17 protein-coding genes are annotated in these 16,153 nt (G+C 44.4%); 4 read left to right on the forward strand and 13 right to left on the reverse strand.

From position 1 onward, the window contains the following. The first annotated feature begins 1 nt into the window (after position 1). From ACECE_RS0204240 to ACECE_RS0204250, 3 genes are read left to right on the forward strand one after another with little or no spacing between them, the layout of a single operon-like run. Entirely contained in the window at positions 2–1,156 is a 1,155-nt protein-coding gene (locus ACECE_RS0204240; RefSeq protein ID WP_010244515.1) for a Ger(x)C family spore germination protein, read from the forward strand. A gap of 5 nt (positions 1,157–1,161) precedes the next feature. Then, on the forward strand, positions 1,162–1,371 hold the full coding sequence (locus ACECE_RS0204245; protein WP_010244517.1) for a hypothetical protein: 210 nt from the start codon (positions 1,162–1,164) through the stop codon (positions 1,369–1,371). A 7-nt stretch (positions 1,372–1,378) separates the two neighbouring features. Further along, positions 1,379–2,467, forward strand: coding sequence for a GerAB/ArcD/ProY family transporter (locus tag ACECE_RS0204250; RefSeq protein WP_010244520.1), 1,089 nt, complete (start codon positions 1,379–1,381; stop codon positions 2,465–2,467). Between the two features lie 291 nt (positions 2,468–2,758). Here ACECE_RS0204250 and ACECE_RS26575 read toward each other — a convergent pair whose 3' ends face one another. The 4 genes from ACECE_RS26575 to ACECE_RS0204270 form a co-directional block, all read right to left on the reverse strand. Beyond that, complete coding sequence (locus ACECE_RS26575) at positions 2,759–3,883, reverse strand: recombinase family protein (protein WP_010244524.1); 1,125 nt, start codon at positions 3,881–3,883, stop codon at positions 2,759–2,761. 348 nt (positions 3,884–4,231) lie between these two features. After that, positions 4,232–4,954, reverse strand: a complete 723-nt coding sequence (locus tag ACECE_RS0204260; RefSeq protein WP_010244526.1) for a permease — start codon at positions 4,952–4,954, stop codon at positions 4,232–4,234. Then, complete coding sequence (locus tag ACECE_RS0204265; protein ID WP_010244529.1) at positions 4,951–5,433, reverse strand: permease; 483 nt, start codon at positions 5,431–5,433, stop codon at positions 4,951–4,953. The genes ACECE_RS0204260 and ACECE_RS0204265 overlap by 4 nt, the downstream gene beginning before the upstream one ends. 24 nt (positions 5,434–5,457) lie before the next feature. Beyond that, complete coding sequence (locus tag ACECE_RS0204270) at positions 5,458–5,772, reverse strand: cupin domain-containing protein (protein ID WP_010244532.1); 315 nt, start codon at positions 5,770–5,772, stop codon at positions 5,458–5,460. Positions 5,773–5,880: 108 nt separating this feature from the next. On the opposite strand from ACECE_RS0204270, the gene ACECE_RS0204275 reads away from it, so the two are divergent. Beyond that, positions 5,881–6,522, forward strand: coding sequence for a Crp/Fnr family transcriptional regulator (locus tag ACECE_RS0204275; protein WP_235715912.1), 642 nt, complete (start codon positions 5,881–5,883; stop codon positions 6,520–6,522). Positions 6,523–6,604: 82 nt separating this feature from the next. Here ACECE_RS0204275 and ACECE_RS26580 read toward each other — a convergent pair whose 3' ends face one another. From ACECE_RS26580 to ACECE_RS30940, 9 genes are all read right to left on the reverse strand, one after another. Then, positions 6,605–8,095, reverse strand: a complete 1,491-nt coding sequence (locus ACECE_RS26580) for a recombinase family protein (RefSeq protein ID WP_010244538.1) — start codon at positions 8,093–8,095, stop codon at positions 6,605–6,607. Further along, positions 8,080–9,729, reverse strand: coding sequence for a recombinase family protein (locus ACECE_RS0204285; RefSeq protein ID WP_010244541.1), 1,650 nt, complete (start codon positions 9,727–9,729; stop codon positions 8,080–8,082). Before ACECE_RS0204285 ends, ACECE_RS26580 begins: the two co-directional genes overlap by 16 nt. Beyond that, on the reverse strand, positions 9,726–11,024 hold the full coding sequence (locus ACECE_RS0204290; protein ID WP_010244544.1) for a recombinase family protein: 1,299 nt from the start codon (positions 11,022–11,024) through the stop codon (positions 9,726–9,728). Before ACECE_RS0204290 ends, ACECE_RS0204285 begins: the two co-directional genes overlap by 4 nt. Positions 11,025–11,060: 36 nt before the next feature. Next, positions 11,061–11,249 carry an SHOCT domain-containing protein gene (locus tag ACECE_RS0204295; RefSeq protein WP_010244546.1) on the reverse strand — a complete coding sequence of 63 codons (189 nt, stop codon included), beginning with the start codon at positions 11,247–11,249 and terminating at the stop codon, positions 11,061–11,063. After that, positions 11,246–11,653 (reverse strand): hypothetical protein, encoded by a 408-nt coding sequence (locus ACECE_RS0204300; protein ID WP_010244549.1) that lies wholly within the window; start codon positions 11,651–11,653, stop codon positions 11,246–11,248. The genes ACECE_RS0204295 and ACECE_RS0204300 overlap by 4 nt, the downstream gene beginning before the upstream one ends. A gap of 188 nt (positions 11,654–11,841) precedes the next feature. After that, positions 11,842–12,555: an N-acetylmuramoyl-L-alanine amidase gene (locus tag ACECE_RS0204305; RefSeq protein WP_010244552.1), complete on the reverse strand. Its 714-nt coding sequence runs from the start codon at positions 12,553–12,555 to the stop codon at positions 11,842–11,844. After that, positions 12,552–12,962, reverse strand: coding sequence for a phage holin family protein (locus tag ACECE_RS0204310; RefSeq protein ID WP_010244555.1), 411 nt, complete (start codon positions 12,960–12,962; stop codon positions 12,552–12,554). Before ACECE_RS0204310 ends, ACECE_RS0204305 begins: the two co-directional genes overlap by 4 nt. Before the next feature lie 75 nt (positions 12,963–13,037). Next, the gene (locus ACECE_RS0204315; protein ID WP_010244558.1) at positions 13,038–14,369 is read right to left on the reverse strand and encodes a hypothetical protein; all 1,332 of its coding nucleotides are present in this window, start codon (positions 14,367–14,369) and stop codon (positions 13,038–13,040) included. A gap of 3 nt (positions 14,370–14,372) precedes the next feature. Continuing rightward, positions 14,373–15,479: a hypothetical protein gene (locus tag ACECE_RS30940; protein WP_162862480.1), complete on the reverse strand. Its 1,107-nt coding sequence runs from the start codon at positions 15,477–15,479 to the stop codon at positions 14,373–14,375. Between the last annotated feature and the right edge of the window lie 674 nt (positions 15,480–16,153).

The raw sequence follows: 16,153 nt of genomic DNA on the forward strand, positions 1-16,153 counted from the left end.
TATGAGAAAAGTTAAGATTTTTATGATGGCAATGATGGTTTTAATAAACTTAATATGTTTTACTGGTTGTTGGAATTATAGAGAAATAGATAAAATGGCAATTGTTGCTGGTGTTGCTGTCGATAGAGGTGAAGATGGTCAATACTTGATAACTCCTGAAATTGTAGATATATCTGGAGGTAAAGAAACGAAGACAGCGTCGAAAACTATAAGTATGGAAGGCGAAACCTTATTTGATGCTGTAAGAAATGAGATATCATTGTCAGGAAAAAGATTGTTTTGGAGTCATACAAAAGTAGTTATCTTAAGTAAAGAAATAGCAAGCGAAAATTTGGAAAGTGTTATTGATTGGTGTATACGTAATGCTGAAAGAAGAGAGGATGTGAATATTTTGGTTTCTGAAGCTGCAACTGCCAAGGAAATATTTGAAAGGCAAGGTATTTGCGAAGAAATCAAATCTTTTATAATGGATGAGATACTTAAGAACCAGGTGAGCTTAAGCAAAGCTCCAGTAATAGATGCCTTACATTATGCTATTGAAGCGAAAACTGAAGGTGCGTCAACAATTCTTCCTGCAATAAATATGAAGCAAACAAATAGTGAAATGTCGCCCCAGATTTTTGGGACTGCTATCATTAAAAATGGAAAATTAGTAGGCTTTCTAAATGGAGAAGAAACACAAACATTGCTTTTCATCAGAAATGAGGTTAAAGCTGGAGTGTTAGTTGAAGGAACACAAAAAAAATCGATTAATACACATGTTTCGCTAGAAATATTTGAAAGTAGAACAAAAGTCACCTCGGTTGTGGATAGTAAACAGATTGAAATAAATTTGAATGTCGATACAACAGTTGCTATAGATGAAATAGATGGCAAAGAAAACTACATTGACGAAGCTGGACGAACAAAATTAGAACGACTTGCCGAGAATACATTAAAAGAACGAATAGAATCTTTAGTAAAGAAAGTGCAGCAAGAATATGATGCAGATATTTTCCGCTTTGCAGCAAAATTACAAGAAGATAATACAAAAGCGTGGAATCTTGTAAGTAGTAATTGGGACCAAATCTTTAAAGATTTGAAAATAAACGTTCAAACAAAGGTACACATAAAAAATAGTGCCATTATTTCAAAAATAGTTCAAGAAGGTGATTAGCAATTATGCTTATACTTGCAATTATAGCTTATGCAATAGTAGCATTTTTTGAATTTAGGGTCTTATATAAACAAAAACATTGGAATGACTTTTGGACAAATATAGTATTGGGAATTTTTTCACTTACAATTGTTGTATTACTGTGTCTTAATGTAAAAATTCCAAGTCCTGCAAAGCCAATTCAGAATTTAGTTACTTCAATATTTGGAAAGTAGGTTTAAAATGCTAAAAGAGCAAGTAACAGATAAAGAAGCCATATGTCTATTAATCGTATTTATGATGGGAACTACTCTTATACTCGGTAGTGGAGGTGAAGCTAAAAATGACGCCTGGATTTCAACGATTGTTAGCCTTTTTATGTTTATCCCGATGTTATTGATATTTTCAAGAGTACTATCATTATACCAAGGAAAAGACTTGTTTGATATTCTAGTTATAATATTTGGTAAGGTAGTAGGGAGAGTTTTTTCTGTTATATACATATGGTATGCTTTTCATCTCGGGGCTTTAGTGCTTCGAAATTTTGGAGAATTTATCAATACAATAGCCATGCCGGAAACACCAATGTTTGTACCTTTACTTTGTATGGGGGTGACATGTATTATTGCTGTGAGGCTTGGAATAGAAGTATTAGGAAGAACGACTACATATTTTCTCCCAATTGTTTTTTTTATTGTGGTTGTGGTGCAAATACTAGGCTTGCCAGAGATTCATATGAGCTATTTAAAACCGATTTTAGGGAAAGGAATAGCACCGGTATTAAAGGGTGGATTTTCTACTTTTTCGTTTCCATTTGCTGAAACAGTTTTGTTTATTGGTATTTTCTCAGCATTAAAAACAAAAAAGTCGCCCATAAAAGTATACTTGTGGGGAATTTTGATTTCATCATTTATTATTACTATGATTACAATTAGAAACATTACCGTGTTAGGTAATATGCTTGGCAGCTTCTACTTTCCATCATATGAAACTGTGAGCCAGACAAGTATTGGTGATTTTATACAAAGGATAGAAGTAACAGTTTCCATTGTTTTTGTTTTTGGTGTATTAATAAAAAGCTCAATCTGTCTATTAGTTGCCTGTAAAGGGATAGGGAAATTTTTTAAGTTGAATGATTACAGGTCTATTGTGATACAGACTGGGTTATTAATGATTTATTTTTCTTATACTGCTTATGATAATATCATGGAAATGAAATATTGGGCTTTTAAGGTTTATCAATATTATGCTTTCCCAATGCAAGTCATACTTCCTATAATTATATGGATCTTTGCAGAGATAAAGGTAAAAAAGAACAACTGGAAAAAATAATTCCTTCAAAATTAGTTATATACCAAAATCAATAAAGGTTGCAGCTCGTTTACAACGAGCCTTAAAAAAAATGAATAATCATTCATATCATGTTTTATCAAGAACTAAATTTGCTTTAGCTCAAGAGGTGAAGCCTTTACCTAAAGTGCTACCTTCAAGTAAAGGCATGAGAAAATTATAACATTTCACACAAATGAAAAAATTGCCACTCAGAGAATATCTCCTTAGTTGCCAACCATAACTGCAAGTATAACTCCCGACTTACCCTGTAGAAACTTGCTTTCCTGGCATTTAGAATTCCGAACCATCCTTAAAAGTGAACCATATATCCTCTTCTGAGAAGACAGTTACCGTTTCCACCAGAGTATGCCACAACCTCTCATCAAATTCAGCAATCAGTTCATCTTGCTCCTTAAGTCTGCACAAAAAGGCTTCAACCCTTTCACGCCGCACCTTTATTTTTTGTTGATGCTCGCCGATTTCATTGAACCTTGCCTTTGCCACTTCAAACCTTGAAACTAGCCCTTCATACCTCTGCTTATACTCTTTCTGGTCAAGCCTAGTTTGAGCATTTTCATTGACACATTTTTGTATAAGTCCAGCAACTACAGACATTTCTTCTTTCATTTCCGAATGCTCTGTCTCAAGTGCAGTGACATCAAATATGGTGTGCTTTATAACCTCAAAGTTTTCTAAAATCTCATCTTTATTTGAAATAAGTTTATTTACAGCTGTGACAAATAGCTTTTTTATGTTATCCTCGGTGACGTGCGGGGTCTTGCACTTGTCGACTCCTTTGAATTTATTATTGCATTGGAATATCACCCTGCGGTACTTACTGTTTGAATGCCAAACCTTTGAACCATATAGACCGCCGCATTCACCGCAGACTATCTTGCTTGAGAACATCCCCACACTGCTGTGACGGTTTTTCATAGTTTTCCTTTGTTTCATTTCGTCCTGAACCATATCAAAAACATCCGAGGGAATAATCGCTGGATGGCTGTTTTCCACATAATATTGGGGGACTTCACCCTCGTTGACCTTCTGCTTCTTAGTTAGAAAATCTACTGTGTATTTCTTTTGTAAAAGAGCATCGCCTTTATATTTTTCGTTGGTTAGAATATTTCGGATAGTTCCAGACTGCCATTTTTCTTTTTCTCCCGGCGAGGTTAAGCCTTGCTCGGTAAGATGTTTTGCAATACTATGGGGTGTCTGCCCCTCAAGGAAAAGACGGTAAATAAGCCGGACTATTTTCGCTTCCTCCTCATTAATCTGCGGCAGACCATCCTCACTCCTGTCATATCCAAGAAATCGTGAGTATGGCAGACTAACTTTTCCATCAGCAAACCTTTTCCTCTGACCCCAGGTGACATTTTCAGAAATACTCCTACTCTCCTCTTGTGCTGTGACCAAAGCATTAATACAATTTTATTTTTCATCGGTTAGGGTTTTCAAATTTTCGGCAAGGGTATTCAAAATCACACAGGGGTATTCAAATCGCAGAAAGCGCCGTAGAATGGGCGCTTTCTGCAGCTTTCCACGTTCCACCGCCGGTTGTCGTCAGAATGTACAGATGCAGAAATCCGGCTGTGTGGTTCCATTGATTTGCCCGGAGTGTAGATGTGACTTCACGCAGATGGCGAAGTGTGACTATAAAATAAGCCTCAATTTTCTTAGCCAAGACTGAGTCTTTATCGAGGATACCAACCTACTCCAGGCAACAAAAAACCTCCGCTACACCTTGCAGCGGAGGCAAAATATTTACAGTTTCTTTTCTTCATTGTAAGATATAGCCTTTACCGGGCATGCTTTTATTGCGTTCCCCAGCTTTTCCATATCCAGCGCCTCATGCGGCTTTACAAGCGCCTTTTTGTTTTCCATCTCGAACACTTCAGGATAAGTCTTCGCGCATAGTGTACAGCCCATACACGCGTCCCGGTTGATATGAAGCCCAGCCTGTGTCAGCACCTCCCCCGGCAAATCTTTGTCCTTTATGATTTTCGCTGTTATCCATGAAAAAATGATGATGGCAATAACAGTAAGTACCCATCGAATGGCCATGAATTTCGGCCCTAAAAACTTCACTTCATTGATGAGCATCGGAACTTTAATAACAGCCCATGAGCTTAGGATAATGACAATATTCCGAATGGAAGCTCCCTTCTTGTGAAGCATAATGCACATTGGAAACGCCGCATAAACCGGACCTGCCGAAATACTGCCAACCAAGAAAGAGAAAAAAATGCCTTTCGCTTTGGCGTCTTTACCCAAATACTGCGTAATCTTTTCCTTTGGAACCCACATGTCCAAAAGTGCTGTCAGAACGAAAATGACGGGCATAATCATGAGCATTTCTTTGATATAATATCCGCTGCTTTTCACAGACTCTATGCCCATTGCTGGTTTTGCGATGAACATGATGATATAGGCTAAAGCCACAGTGACCAAGAACAGGTTTTCTTTTATCTTCTTTATGATTGTCATATCATCACCCCCATCACAAGCGCAATCGCAATAGCGAAAAGAAAGCTAAGACCGTTTCGGATGGCGGTAAACTTTGTTCCAAACGCCTTTTTTTCCAGGGGGAATGTTACGATTCCCACCATAGTCAGAGTCGTGAGGAACGCAACAGACGGAACCACACTAACGCCTGCATTCACCAATGTACCTACCAGCGGAAACGCAATAAAAGCGGGAACCAGTGTAATCGTACCGAGCAAGGCACCTCCAACAGTTGCCAGCAGGGCAGATTGAGTACTCAAAAACGCTGCAATTTCAGTGGGTGGCAGCAAAGTTAGGATCAGGCCAATTGCGAAAACAATTGAAAGGATGCTCACGACCATCCCTTTTCCCATTCCGAGCGCCATTTTAAGCGCCTGTTTTGTTTTTACCTTGTCTTTAGCAAGGGATATCCCTAGAAAAATCAATGTGCCGACCCATATTGCCAGCGTAAAAACATCCATGCATATCCTCCTCTCATAATTAATTTATTTCTCTGGAGCGGGAGCCTTTATAACGATTAGCTCCAATGTATCCACATGCAGGTTTCGGACATTCATCTTCGTATTAAACGGAATCTTCAGCAGAGTCCCCGAAGTATACTCACGAATTTCCTGCCCGCCAAGCCCGATCGAGAGCCTGCCTCGGACGACAGTCATATAGACGTTGGAATTGGAAAAATGCTCGGGAAGCCCCTCATTTTGCGGGAACACCATATGCAGATATTGAACGTTCTCGTCAAACAGAATCTTTTCGATCGCCTTCCCATTTCCTTCGGCCAATTTAAAAACCTGTTCAATCATTTGCATCACCTCCTTTACAACAATAAGGACATTATAATGTTTCGTTTTGCACATGGATAGACACATATGTTTCTTTATGATATACTATTGAAAAGGAGTGATGCCGCTGTGATTGAGAAAGTAAAAGCCATACCGCTGTTTTCGCAATTGTCTTCGAATATACTTATGCCGCTGATTTCCGACAATCATTTATATTTAAAGAGCTATTTAAAAGGTGCGACGGTTTATAATCAAAAGGATAGTTGTAAGACGCTTGATATTGTTCTGTCTGGTAGCCTTATCGCGTATTCCCTTTTAGAAAGTGGCTCCGCCATGACGATGTTTGAATTTTCTAAAGGGCAGATGCTGGGAGCAAATTTGTTGTTTGGTGATACCAACGCATACCCGTTCACGATCTACTGTATGTCCGATGCGCAGATTTTACATGTCACCAGGAAATCGGTGTCGGATTTTTTACGCGACTATCATTTTGCGATGCAGTTTATCAAAATGTTATCGCTTAACTCTCAGAAGTTGAACCGAAGAATTACGATGGCGACACAGAAAACCCTTCGTGAGAACCTTTTAGAATACTTCAGACAGCAATCTATTTTGCAACACTCGAATAGCATTATGTTGCCCATCAGCAAAAAGCAGCTTGCCGATTATCTTGGGGTGCAGCGGCCATCTCTGTTTCGAGAGTTAAAAAACCTTAAAGATGAAGGCATAATTGACATTACTAATCGGAAAATTTGGCTAAACCATATTTAAGATTTAGACTAGTCGGTAACCAACGTGTTTTGAACAATTGTAAAAAGCGCCTCACAGCCGTAAGGCCCTGAGGTGTTCGCGTTCATATCGTGATCCTTATCCCGGCAAGAAAGCAAATCGACAGTTTCCCGTTTGGATTCACCTCAATTCGCTCAAGTGTCTGCAAAGCCAGTGGGTAGTCGTAGGTTTGTATTTTCCCCACATTGTCAATTATCAGAATCAACTGTTCAGCACGATACCGAGTCAAGGCGTTTGTTTCGGTTTCCGCAATACGTCTGAGTGACGCCTGGTACAGTAGCTTTTTGCTTACAAGTAGATTCCAGGCACTTACGAAGACTTTCTCCGGCTTTCCGCCATCAACAGAAATATCGGTGCAGAGCATTTGCCGAGGCTGCGGTAGTTTTCGTCGCGCTCGTTGGTATTTAATATGCTTCTGAGTTTCGTCAATATTCAATCTGAGCGGCTGCCCATTGGGCGTGAATGCATGGCCCTCAATAGGCGAGCCCTTGTTCCCGTGAAAAGAGGTACAGCGCCAGTATATTTTCCCGTAGTTATCTCGCTGCTTGGATGATAGCATCTGATAGGTGTTTCCGCAAACCCCGCAGACGATGCGTGAAGAAAATGGAAACTGCTCTGAACTGTTGGCGTAGTGGGCTAGACCATGTTCTAGGCAATACTCTATTCGACGCTGTTCTTCTGCGTGAACCAGATCCCAGATTTCTCGGTCAACGATTGGCGGAAATGCAAAAGTGGCGTGATACTTCGTTAATTCGCCACTGTTCTTTTTTCTTTGGTGCGTAAGCGGATTGACAATATATGATTTTTGGAACAGCGAATCGCCCTTATATTTCTCATTCCGCAGAATTTTTCTTATGACTGTTTCATGCCATACCGAATTTCCACGTTCTGTCGGTATTTCTTCCGCGGTCAGTTTTCCGGCTATTTCGGCACTGTTCAGGCCCATTAGGTACTCGTCGTAGATTCGCCGTATAACCTTGGCTTCTTCTTCAACAACGGAAATGGTGCGGTTTTCCTGTTTGTAGCCGTAGAATTTGCCAAGTGGAAGACTTTCCGCCTGTCCTCTTTTATATGCTTCCCGCAACCCCCACTTAATGTTCTCAGACATTGATACCGACTCAGACTCGGCAAATGCCGCCATAAGGGTAAGCAGCAGTTCTCCGTCCGGACTGATGGAATGCATATTCTCTTTTTCAAAATACACATCGATTCCGAGTGTTTTAAGTTCACGGGTATAGGAAAGCGTGTCCACGGTGTTGCGACCGAATCTGGACACGCTCTTTGTTACAATGACATCTATTTTCCCGGCACGGCAGTCCTCAATCATTGCCATGAACTGTAGGCGTTTCTTTGCCGAGGTACCGGTTATGCCCTCATCGGCATACACGCCGACAAACTCGCAGGACATATCTGCAGAGAGCATTTCGGTGTAGAATTTGACCTGTGCTGCATAGCTGTGGAGCTGTTCCTCGCTGGAGGACGATACCCGGCAGTACGCCGCCGTCCGCTTTTTCTTTGACTCCTCTGGTTTTGGCAGTATTACTCTTGTGGGCATGATTCCACCGCCTTTCTCTTCTTGTAGGACTTAACACCCGGGTCTATCACCCAGGGCAGTTCGGTGCCATCACGGAATACAAATTTCACCGTGCAGTCCTCGTTGATGACCATGTAGTGAACTGCCGCTTGCCAAACGAGCGGGTCGAACTCCACCAGTGCTTTCTTCTGCTTCTTCAAAAGCTGAAGGAAACCGCGTATCTGTACTTTCTTAGCGGCGCAGAGGGCAATCTTGGAGTTCAGTTCTTTATGTTCTTTCTGTAAAGTCTCGTACTCGAGGGTTATTTCATCACGTTCTTTTTTAAGCGGACTGTCCTCGCTGCAGTCGTCCATCATGCGGCTCTCCCTGGTGAGGTTGTCGTGCATCCGTGAGGCAAGTCCCGCACAGAGTTCCTCGACTTCGGCAAGTCTGGTCTTGTAGGCGCTGTCATCGGTTATGGCTGCAAGGCACTCCTCGTAGTTCCGGGCGATCTCATCCTTTCTCGCTATAAGGCTATTGAAAGCATCCACAAAGCACCTCATGATGGTTTCTTCCTTAACAGTCGGTGTAGAGCAGTATTTCCGCTTTGCGAATTTGTTGTTGCAGTGCCAGACGAAAGAATGGTAGGAGCTGCCGCTGTGCCACACTTTTCTGCCGTAAAAACCGCCGCAGTCACCGCATACGATTCTGCCGGAAAAGGGTGAAATACAGGTGTACGGACCGCCTTCCTTTCGCCTGCGGAACTCCTCCTGTACCATCTCAAACTTCTCGGGCGGGATGATTGGCGGGTGGTTTTGAGACACATAGTACTGAGGCAATTCGCCGTTATTTTTCTTCACTTTTTTAGTCAAATAATCCTCGACAAATGTAGACTGCAGCACCGAATCCCCGCGATATTTAACATTTTGCAGTATGTTTCTGACTGTAGATTCTTGCCACTTCACTTTCTTCATTGGAGTCGGAATGCCGTCCTCGGTGAGTCTTTTGGCTATATCATAAGTAGTTTTTCCGGCAAGAAACTCGTCATAAATTCTGTGTACGATTTTTGCTTGGTCTTCTACTATATATAAATGACCGTCAGTCCCAATATCGTAGCCGAGGAAGGAACTGTAGGCGAAGGACACCTTGCCGTCCGCCATGCTCTTGCGTTTGCCCCAGGTGATGTTCTTTGAAATGGATCGGGACTCTTCTTGCGCGAGGCTCGACATGATAGTAAGGAGCAACTCTCCCTTGGAATCCATCGTGAAAATGTTCTCCTTTTCAAAATAGACCTCAGTCCCTTTGTCCTTAAGCTGTCGTATGGTGGTTAGGCTGTCGACCGTATTTCTGGCGAAACGACTGACCGATTTTGTGAGGATGAGGTCGATTTTACCGTCCAAAGCATCGGCAATCATTCGTTTGAAGCCCTCGCGGTGCTTGGTGCTGGTGGCGCTAATACCTTCGTCGGTATACACCTCCACGAACTCCCATTCCGGATTCCGCTTAATGTAGTCGGTGTAGTAATCCACCTGTGCCTCGTAGCTGTTTTGCTGCTCATCCTTGTCCGTTGAAACACGGGCATATCCCGCCACTTTCCGTTTTATTATCAAACCTGGCAGTCCTTGCAAAAAGCCAGCGGTTTTTGCGGGAATGACCGTGACATTCTTATTGCTCATTTTTTTGCACCGTTCCTTTCAAGCATTTTTTGTCTCACTGCCTCACGCATCTCGTCTGTCCAACTTTCGGAGCGTGAGCGGTCTTTCCATGTAATTCTCTTTTCCGTGCCGTCCTTGAAAATCAACCGCATAGTATTACCTGGTTCAGCCACGATAGAGTCAACCGTTTCCGTAAAGAAATCTTCTGCAAAGTACTTACTACCAAGAGCGTCCGAAATATAATCCTTGAGGGTGTTTTCCGGGATGACCTTGGAGGCGCAGTATGCTTTCCCACGGGTGTTAAAGGTGGAACAGCACCAGACCGTGTTGTGGGGTGTGGTCTTGCGTCTGTAGTTCTTACCGCAGATACCGCATTTGATTTTTCCCGTGAAGACGCTCTTAGTACCGGCGCCGCATTTATGCTTCTCGGCACGGCGCTGAACCTCGCGCTGCGCTTCGGAGAAAACGGCTCTGGACACTATCGGTTCATGGTCATCGGTAATATAAAACTGCTGAAGCTGGCCTTCATTTTTGACTTGGCGTTTTGTAAGGTGGCTTTCGCTCAGTGATTTCTGCAGGAGCAAATCACCCATATACTTCTCGTTTCGCAGAATGCCGCGGATGGTGTCCAGATGCCAGAACGGTATCTTTTCCGTGCGAACGCCACGCTCGTTCAGCGTATTTGCGATTTTCTGAACGCCGCAGCCAGAAAGATAAAGGTCGAAAATTTCTTTTACGATTTTCGCTTCGTCCGGCACAAGTGTTATTTCGCCGTTTACCAGGCGATAACCGAGCATGGTGCAGGTGTTGGGCTGCCCAAGCTCAAAACCCTTACGAATCTTCCACTTGCAGTTTTCACTGCATGAGAGGCTTTCTTCCTGTGCCTGGGACGCCAAAAGAGTGAGCATCAATTCGCCCTCTTCGCTGACTGAATTGATATTCTGTTCTTCAAAAAAGATGTTGATGCCGAGTTCCTTGAGCTCCCGCACCGTGCCGAGCAGCGTAACCGTATTTCTCGCAAAGCGGGAAATTGACTTCGTGACTACCATATCGATAAGTCCCGAACGGCAATCAGAGAGCAACTTTTGAAATTGCTCTCTGTCTTCCTTCGTTCCCGTTTTCGCCTCGTCTGCATACACTCCGACAAATTCCCATTCGGGATTGCGGATGATATATTTGCGGTAATAGTCAATCTGCGCTGCCAGAGAGTGAAGCATGGTATCCTTATCACAGGGAACCCGTGCATATGCCGCTACACGCTGCTTTACGGCAAAGGCTGTGCGAGTTGGCGTAATGTCAATAATCTGCTTTTCCATAGCTGAGTCCTCCTTTGGGTAGTAGCCATATTACCGTCATTCTCTCTTATTATCCAGTGATATTTGATAACTTTTCTCTACAAAAATCGGAGAATATTTCGCCCTCATAATTGTATCAATTACCCGGTAATCGTCCCCGGAAAGGATGCCGTTTTCAAGCATAGCTTTGAAAGGAGAGAGGCTTGCGTGGTACAGCATTTCCTTATAAAACAGTTCCTTTTTCATAGCGCGCCGCCTCCGAATCTTGCCCCTGCGTAGCACTTGTGGGAGCAGTATTTTCTTGGCTCTTTTCCATAGGCGGTGAAGATCTTGCCGCAGTTCTCGCATACTACGGCATGGCACGATTTTGAGTCCGTGTTCTTTGAACACGGATGTTCTGTCCACCATTTGACCCGGCATTCATCTGAGCAGAATTTCCGCCTTTTCACCTTATCCGTCTGGATGAGCGTTTTACCGCACTGGCGGCAGTGATTCTCATCATGAACAACGGGCTCCACGACCGTTATGTTTTTTCTACGACAGAAGGACTGCACTGTCCCCAGGGGCAAATCGAGTACCTGGGATATCTTCTTATATCCAATGCCCGCGCCTCGCATTTCTTTTATGGATTGTTTTTGGTTATCGGTCATGTTCCGTCCTCCGTTCTGAGGGACAATCCCTCCACCTCGTACAGGACAGGCGGGGCGTAAAACCGTACCAAAAACAGAAAAAGACCCGTGGAAATGAAAATAAATCATCTCCACGGGTCTGAATAATAACTGTAGGTCAATAACTTGACCGCTGGTTTATGGACTTCCTATTAGCAACGGTGTATCCTTTATTCGCTGTACTTTACAAAAGCATCAGTAAAGCCAGCCGCCTTAATCTTAGCAAGCATGGCGTCTGCGTTTAACTTAACAGAATACGCACCGACCTGCACACGGTAATATTTTTTTGGTGTGGTCGGTGTGACGGGGGCGGGTGCTTCCGTTGCCGCCAGTCCAACCTTTACAGCAGCACGGAAGGTATCCATCGACTTTCCATGTTTCGGAAACCAGTGCATGACGTCGCCGTGGTTGCTGGCGATGCCCAGCTTGCAACCCTCACTGTGGCAAATGATGTCCTTCTCCGTCAGTCCGTACTGCTTGCAGAGATAGACGCAAAGCTCCACAGCTTCCTTATAAACGGCAGAAAAATACGAGACATCGGTCAGCCCGTCCTCGCAGATTTCAAAGCCGATATGTGTATCGTTCGCAGAACCCCCGGCGTGCCAGCCACGATGATTCCAAGGAAGCGTCTGATAAGTGGCAATACTGCCGTCAGCCAGCTTACCGATGAAGCCGTGGACACAGACCTGCCGTCCGTCTGGCTTGTCCTGATTCCAGTAGTTGTTGTACTGGTTCTTACCGAGCAATCCGTCGTCAGGTCCGACATAGCGTTTCAGGTTGGGGTTGTTAGCCCCGGTAGAATGCACCATGATGCCTTTTGGTGTGATGGTTCTGCCTACCTTGTAACAGGCGTTGTTTATAAAGATGAGCTTGCGTAGGTTCATTTTTTATCCTCCGTTCTGTTGTGAAGCTGTTCCAAAATGTCTTTTAGCTTTTGCGGTACGGGCAGGCCGATGTGCGCGGCGTTTTCGAGTATAGAAACACCCTCGTTCGAAAGATAGAAAAAGATGACCGCTGTCCGTATAACTGAGCCGTCACCGATAACGCTTTTGTCTATGATGTGTCCGATTGCCACCAGTGAGAAGATAAGCACTTTTTTGAAAATGCCACGAAAGCCGACCTCGCTGGAGAGCTTTTTATCAAGCACCGCACACATCAGTCCGGTGATGTAGTCGATGACTACAAATGCAAGCAGTGCATACAAAAAGCCATCCCACCCTCCCAGAAAGTAACCAAGCCACCCTCCGGCGGCGGCGATTGCCACCTGAATCCAGTTCCAGATTTCTTTCATTTAAATTACCTCTTTTCTTGTTGTTGAATATGAAAACAGCACCCCGAGCCGGAGTGCTGCCATCAGAAAATATAATTAGGAGATTACCACATTGCTTCGTGTGGATTTGCCTCCGATTTGAGAAACATAGTCCTTGAGAAGCGCCTTGCCTTTTCTGCCGGAACTGTCAACGGTGAACTCGGTGATAAAGCCGCCTTTTCCGAACTTGTGGCGCACGCTTGTAACAGTGCCGGTTTTACTATGCTTACCGTTTGTTTCAACAAGCTCTATTTCATCTCCGATAATCAGCTGCGGCATGAAAATCCCGGCAAAACTCTCAATTCTTCCGCTGATGGCAATCAGCTTCGCCAGTTCATCTGCATATGCCGCAAGCTCGGCGCTGCCCGTTCCGTTAGGCACGGTTACATACATCGTCTTGTGCTGCGGAGAAACCCACCACCTGTGCGGCGGAAGCGTAACATAAACCGTCACAGCAGGCTCTTTGCAGGAAACACACAGCTTGGCGCAGGTGTTTTCATCCGAATATTCCACATCGTAGCTGAAGCAGGTCTTGTCGCGTTCGAACACATAAACCGATGGCTGTTCAAAACGGCTGTCACTGACGGGAGCGATACCGACTGTTCCATCAGTATTCTCACGAAACTGCCAGCCCGGAAGTAGAGAAATAACCTCGTCAATTCCGGACTGCAGAGTGGTATCCGGCTCAAAGGACAGTTTCCAGGCCTTTTGCGGATCGCCGACAAAGTAGCTTTCAATTCCTGAAATCAGCAATATCGCTTCGAGGTTTTCCTTCAGCGTTGTGTTCAAGAAGCTGTTGTTATCATCAAATGTCTGTTCCTTCAGCAGCTTTCCGATACCGTTCCGCGCTGTAACAGAGATGCTTTCCTCCGGGTATGACGTGCTGACCCGGTCAATATAGAACTGACCGAGCGGGAGCCAGGCGCTGCCGCCCATCGTAAAGCTGATTTCCAGCATCGTATTGGGTGAGATAACTGAGCGGTATCTACCGACAAGCTCACCGCCGATATTCATGAAAGAAATACTCAGCTGCGACACCGGGCTGTCCTTCGTAAAGGAAATGCTTCCGTCCACAAGCGCAGCCGACACGTCATACGGCAGCATATATATGACGAACCGATGCGTGTTCTCGCTGCTCCAGAATCCGTAAGCGCCGTGGTGCGCCACCTTTTTCAACTGTGGCTTGCTTACCTCGAAGTCGGCGGATATTCTGCCTTTATCCTTGTAGGTAAGCTCATCATACAGCCCCATATCCGGGAAACATTCATTTGCTTCTACCAGCCCATCTGAGGTGAGATAAATAAACCGCAGGCCGTTGTCCATCATGTGGACTGCCTGAGGTGAAAGTCCCGAACCTGCCGTTTTAGTGTATTCAAAGGTCAGTCTCATAGTTTAACTCCCTTCGCCCCTTGAAAGCAGCAGTGAGCAGGTGAAGCGGAGCAAATTATTCGAAGTTTTGAATGGCAGTTCAAGCTGGTAGCTTGCTTCAATGGCGGCACCGTTTGCAGGCGGAGTGGTAAACTTCAATCCCGGCACAGTTTTGCCGAGGAAGAAGGTTGTACCGAAAGCCTGCTCGTCGCGGGTATTTGTGCCGGTGGTCAGCGCATACGACCAGTTGTAAGAAGGAATAAATACACGCCAGTATCGAGCCGAAGTCAGGGTAAAGCTCCACACCTGGTTTGTTCTTGTCATACCCGGTACATCTGTCCATGTTGCGTTGTCAGTTGAATACTGAATCTTCAAATTGTCAATCTGAGCTGCAGGAACGGTGTTGACTTCAATCTTCATCCGGTTACATTCCTTCTCATAACCAAAGTCGAAGAATATAGGATTCGCTTCGTTCACCGTACACGATGTGGGATATTGGTTCGCCTCGTAGCAGTCCCACCAGGCAATCGGGTCGCGATAATTCGAACCGCTTTTTGTGGCGGTCTTGAGGTTGCCGAAGCTGACATTGTCCACCCTGCAGGTAAGACCTGCGGTGTGGTAGTTCTCCCGCATATCACAGAAGTTGCTCTCGTAGTCAATCTCATAGTCCGTACCTTTGGTCAGCGCAACGTTGTTGACATATATAGTTTCGGAATTCGGGATGATAAACGGAGCTTTGATGCTGAAGTCTTTCGTGGTGCCGTCACCCGTGGCTATTGCGATTTTTGTAACCTGAACCGGTGGGAACATCGTGTGATTCGGCAGGGATATAGCACCGATGCTGTTGATGCCGATAGTCCTTACTGTATGATTGTTTCGCTCAGTATCAAGCCATGTGATAACCGGGTAGTCAATCCGCCATGTGGTCGCGTTTCGGGTGCAGGCATCCAAGCTTGTGCTTTTTGTTCCATGCTTGTTATTCCACAGATCGTTAGATTTTTGCTGGTTATATCTTGAAAAGGAGATGGTATTGGGGAAAGTGCTGGTTCCCAACAGCCATTTTATGACACCGTTCTGATCGGCGGGAGGATATATGCCATTGTCTCCGAAGCCCGTGCAATTAAATGTCACATAGAAGGTACCCCGGATAATCACCACGGTGCGACACGAGGTCGCACAGATAAATGTTTAGCTACATTAAGTAGTATAAACCTGTTATTCCGTTAACAGTAATCTGACAACGGTGCGTAGGTGGTAACACCTTGGGTTCTAAGCTGTTGTGACAATGCAACCCTTTCTCGAAAGAGAAGAACTGGAATCCGTGAGGAATCTGGAATTCTGCTAGCACTAAAGCGGTTAGGGAGCTAGGTTGTGGATGGTATGGTTAAATTAAATAAACTGCATATAAACGTCGTCAATGTCAAAAAGCTAAAAGTGCTGATAAGCTTTAACCAAAAGGTAAGTAGCTAAGTTAACTCCTTACGTGTTTGGGATTACACGGATGTACAGCTACCGGCGGAATCGCAGAACCTAACCCATCTGAAATATGTTATCTGTGTGAAACGTGGTAAGCCCAAATTTCTCCTGTCAATTGACAGGTAGGCAACCGCAAGGTGAACCGACGGGAATGTGGGTATGGGAGTGTCGAGGAAGCGAAGGCTATCTTGTAATGAGGTAGATAGGGATAAATATCCTGACGTGAAAGCGTGCAGACTTCGACATGGTGCTTGATTACGAGATAAATTGAAGAATTTCTGGAAGAAGGAAAGCAAATGAACGCAATAGCGTGTGCACCTACTGACAAC

Source organism: Acetivibrio cellulolyticus CD2 (assembly GCF_000179595.2).
Classification (GTDB): Bacteria; Bacillota; Clostridia; order Acetivibrionales; family Acetivibrionaceae; genus Acetivibrio; species Acetivibrio cellulolyticus.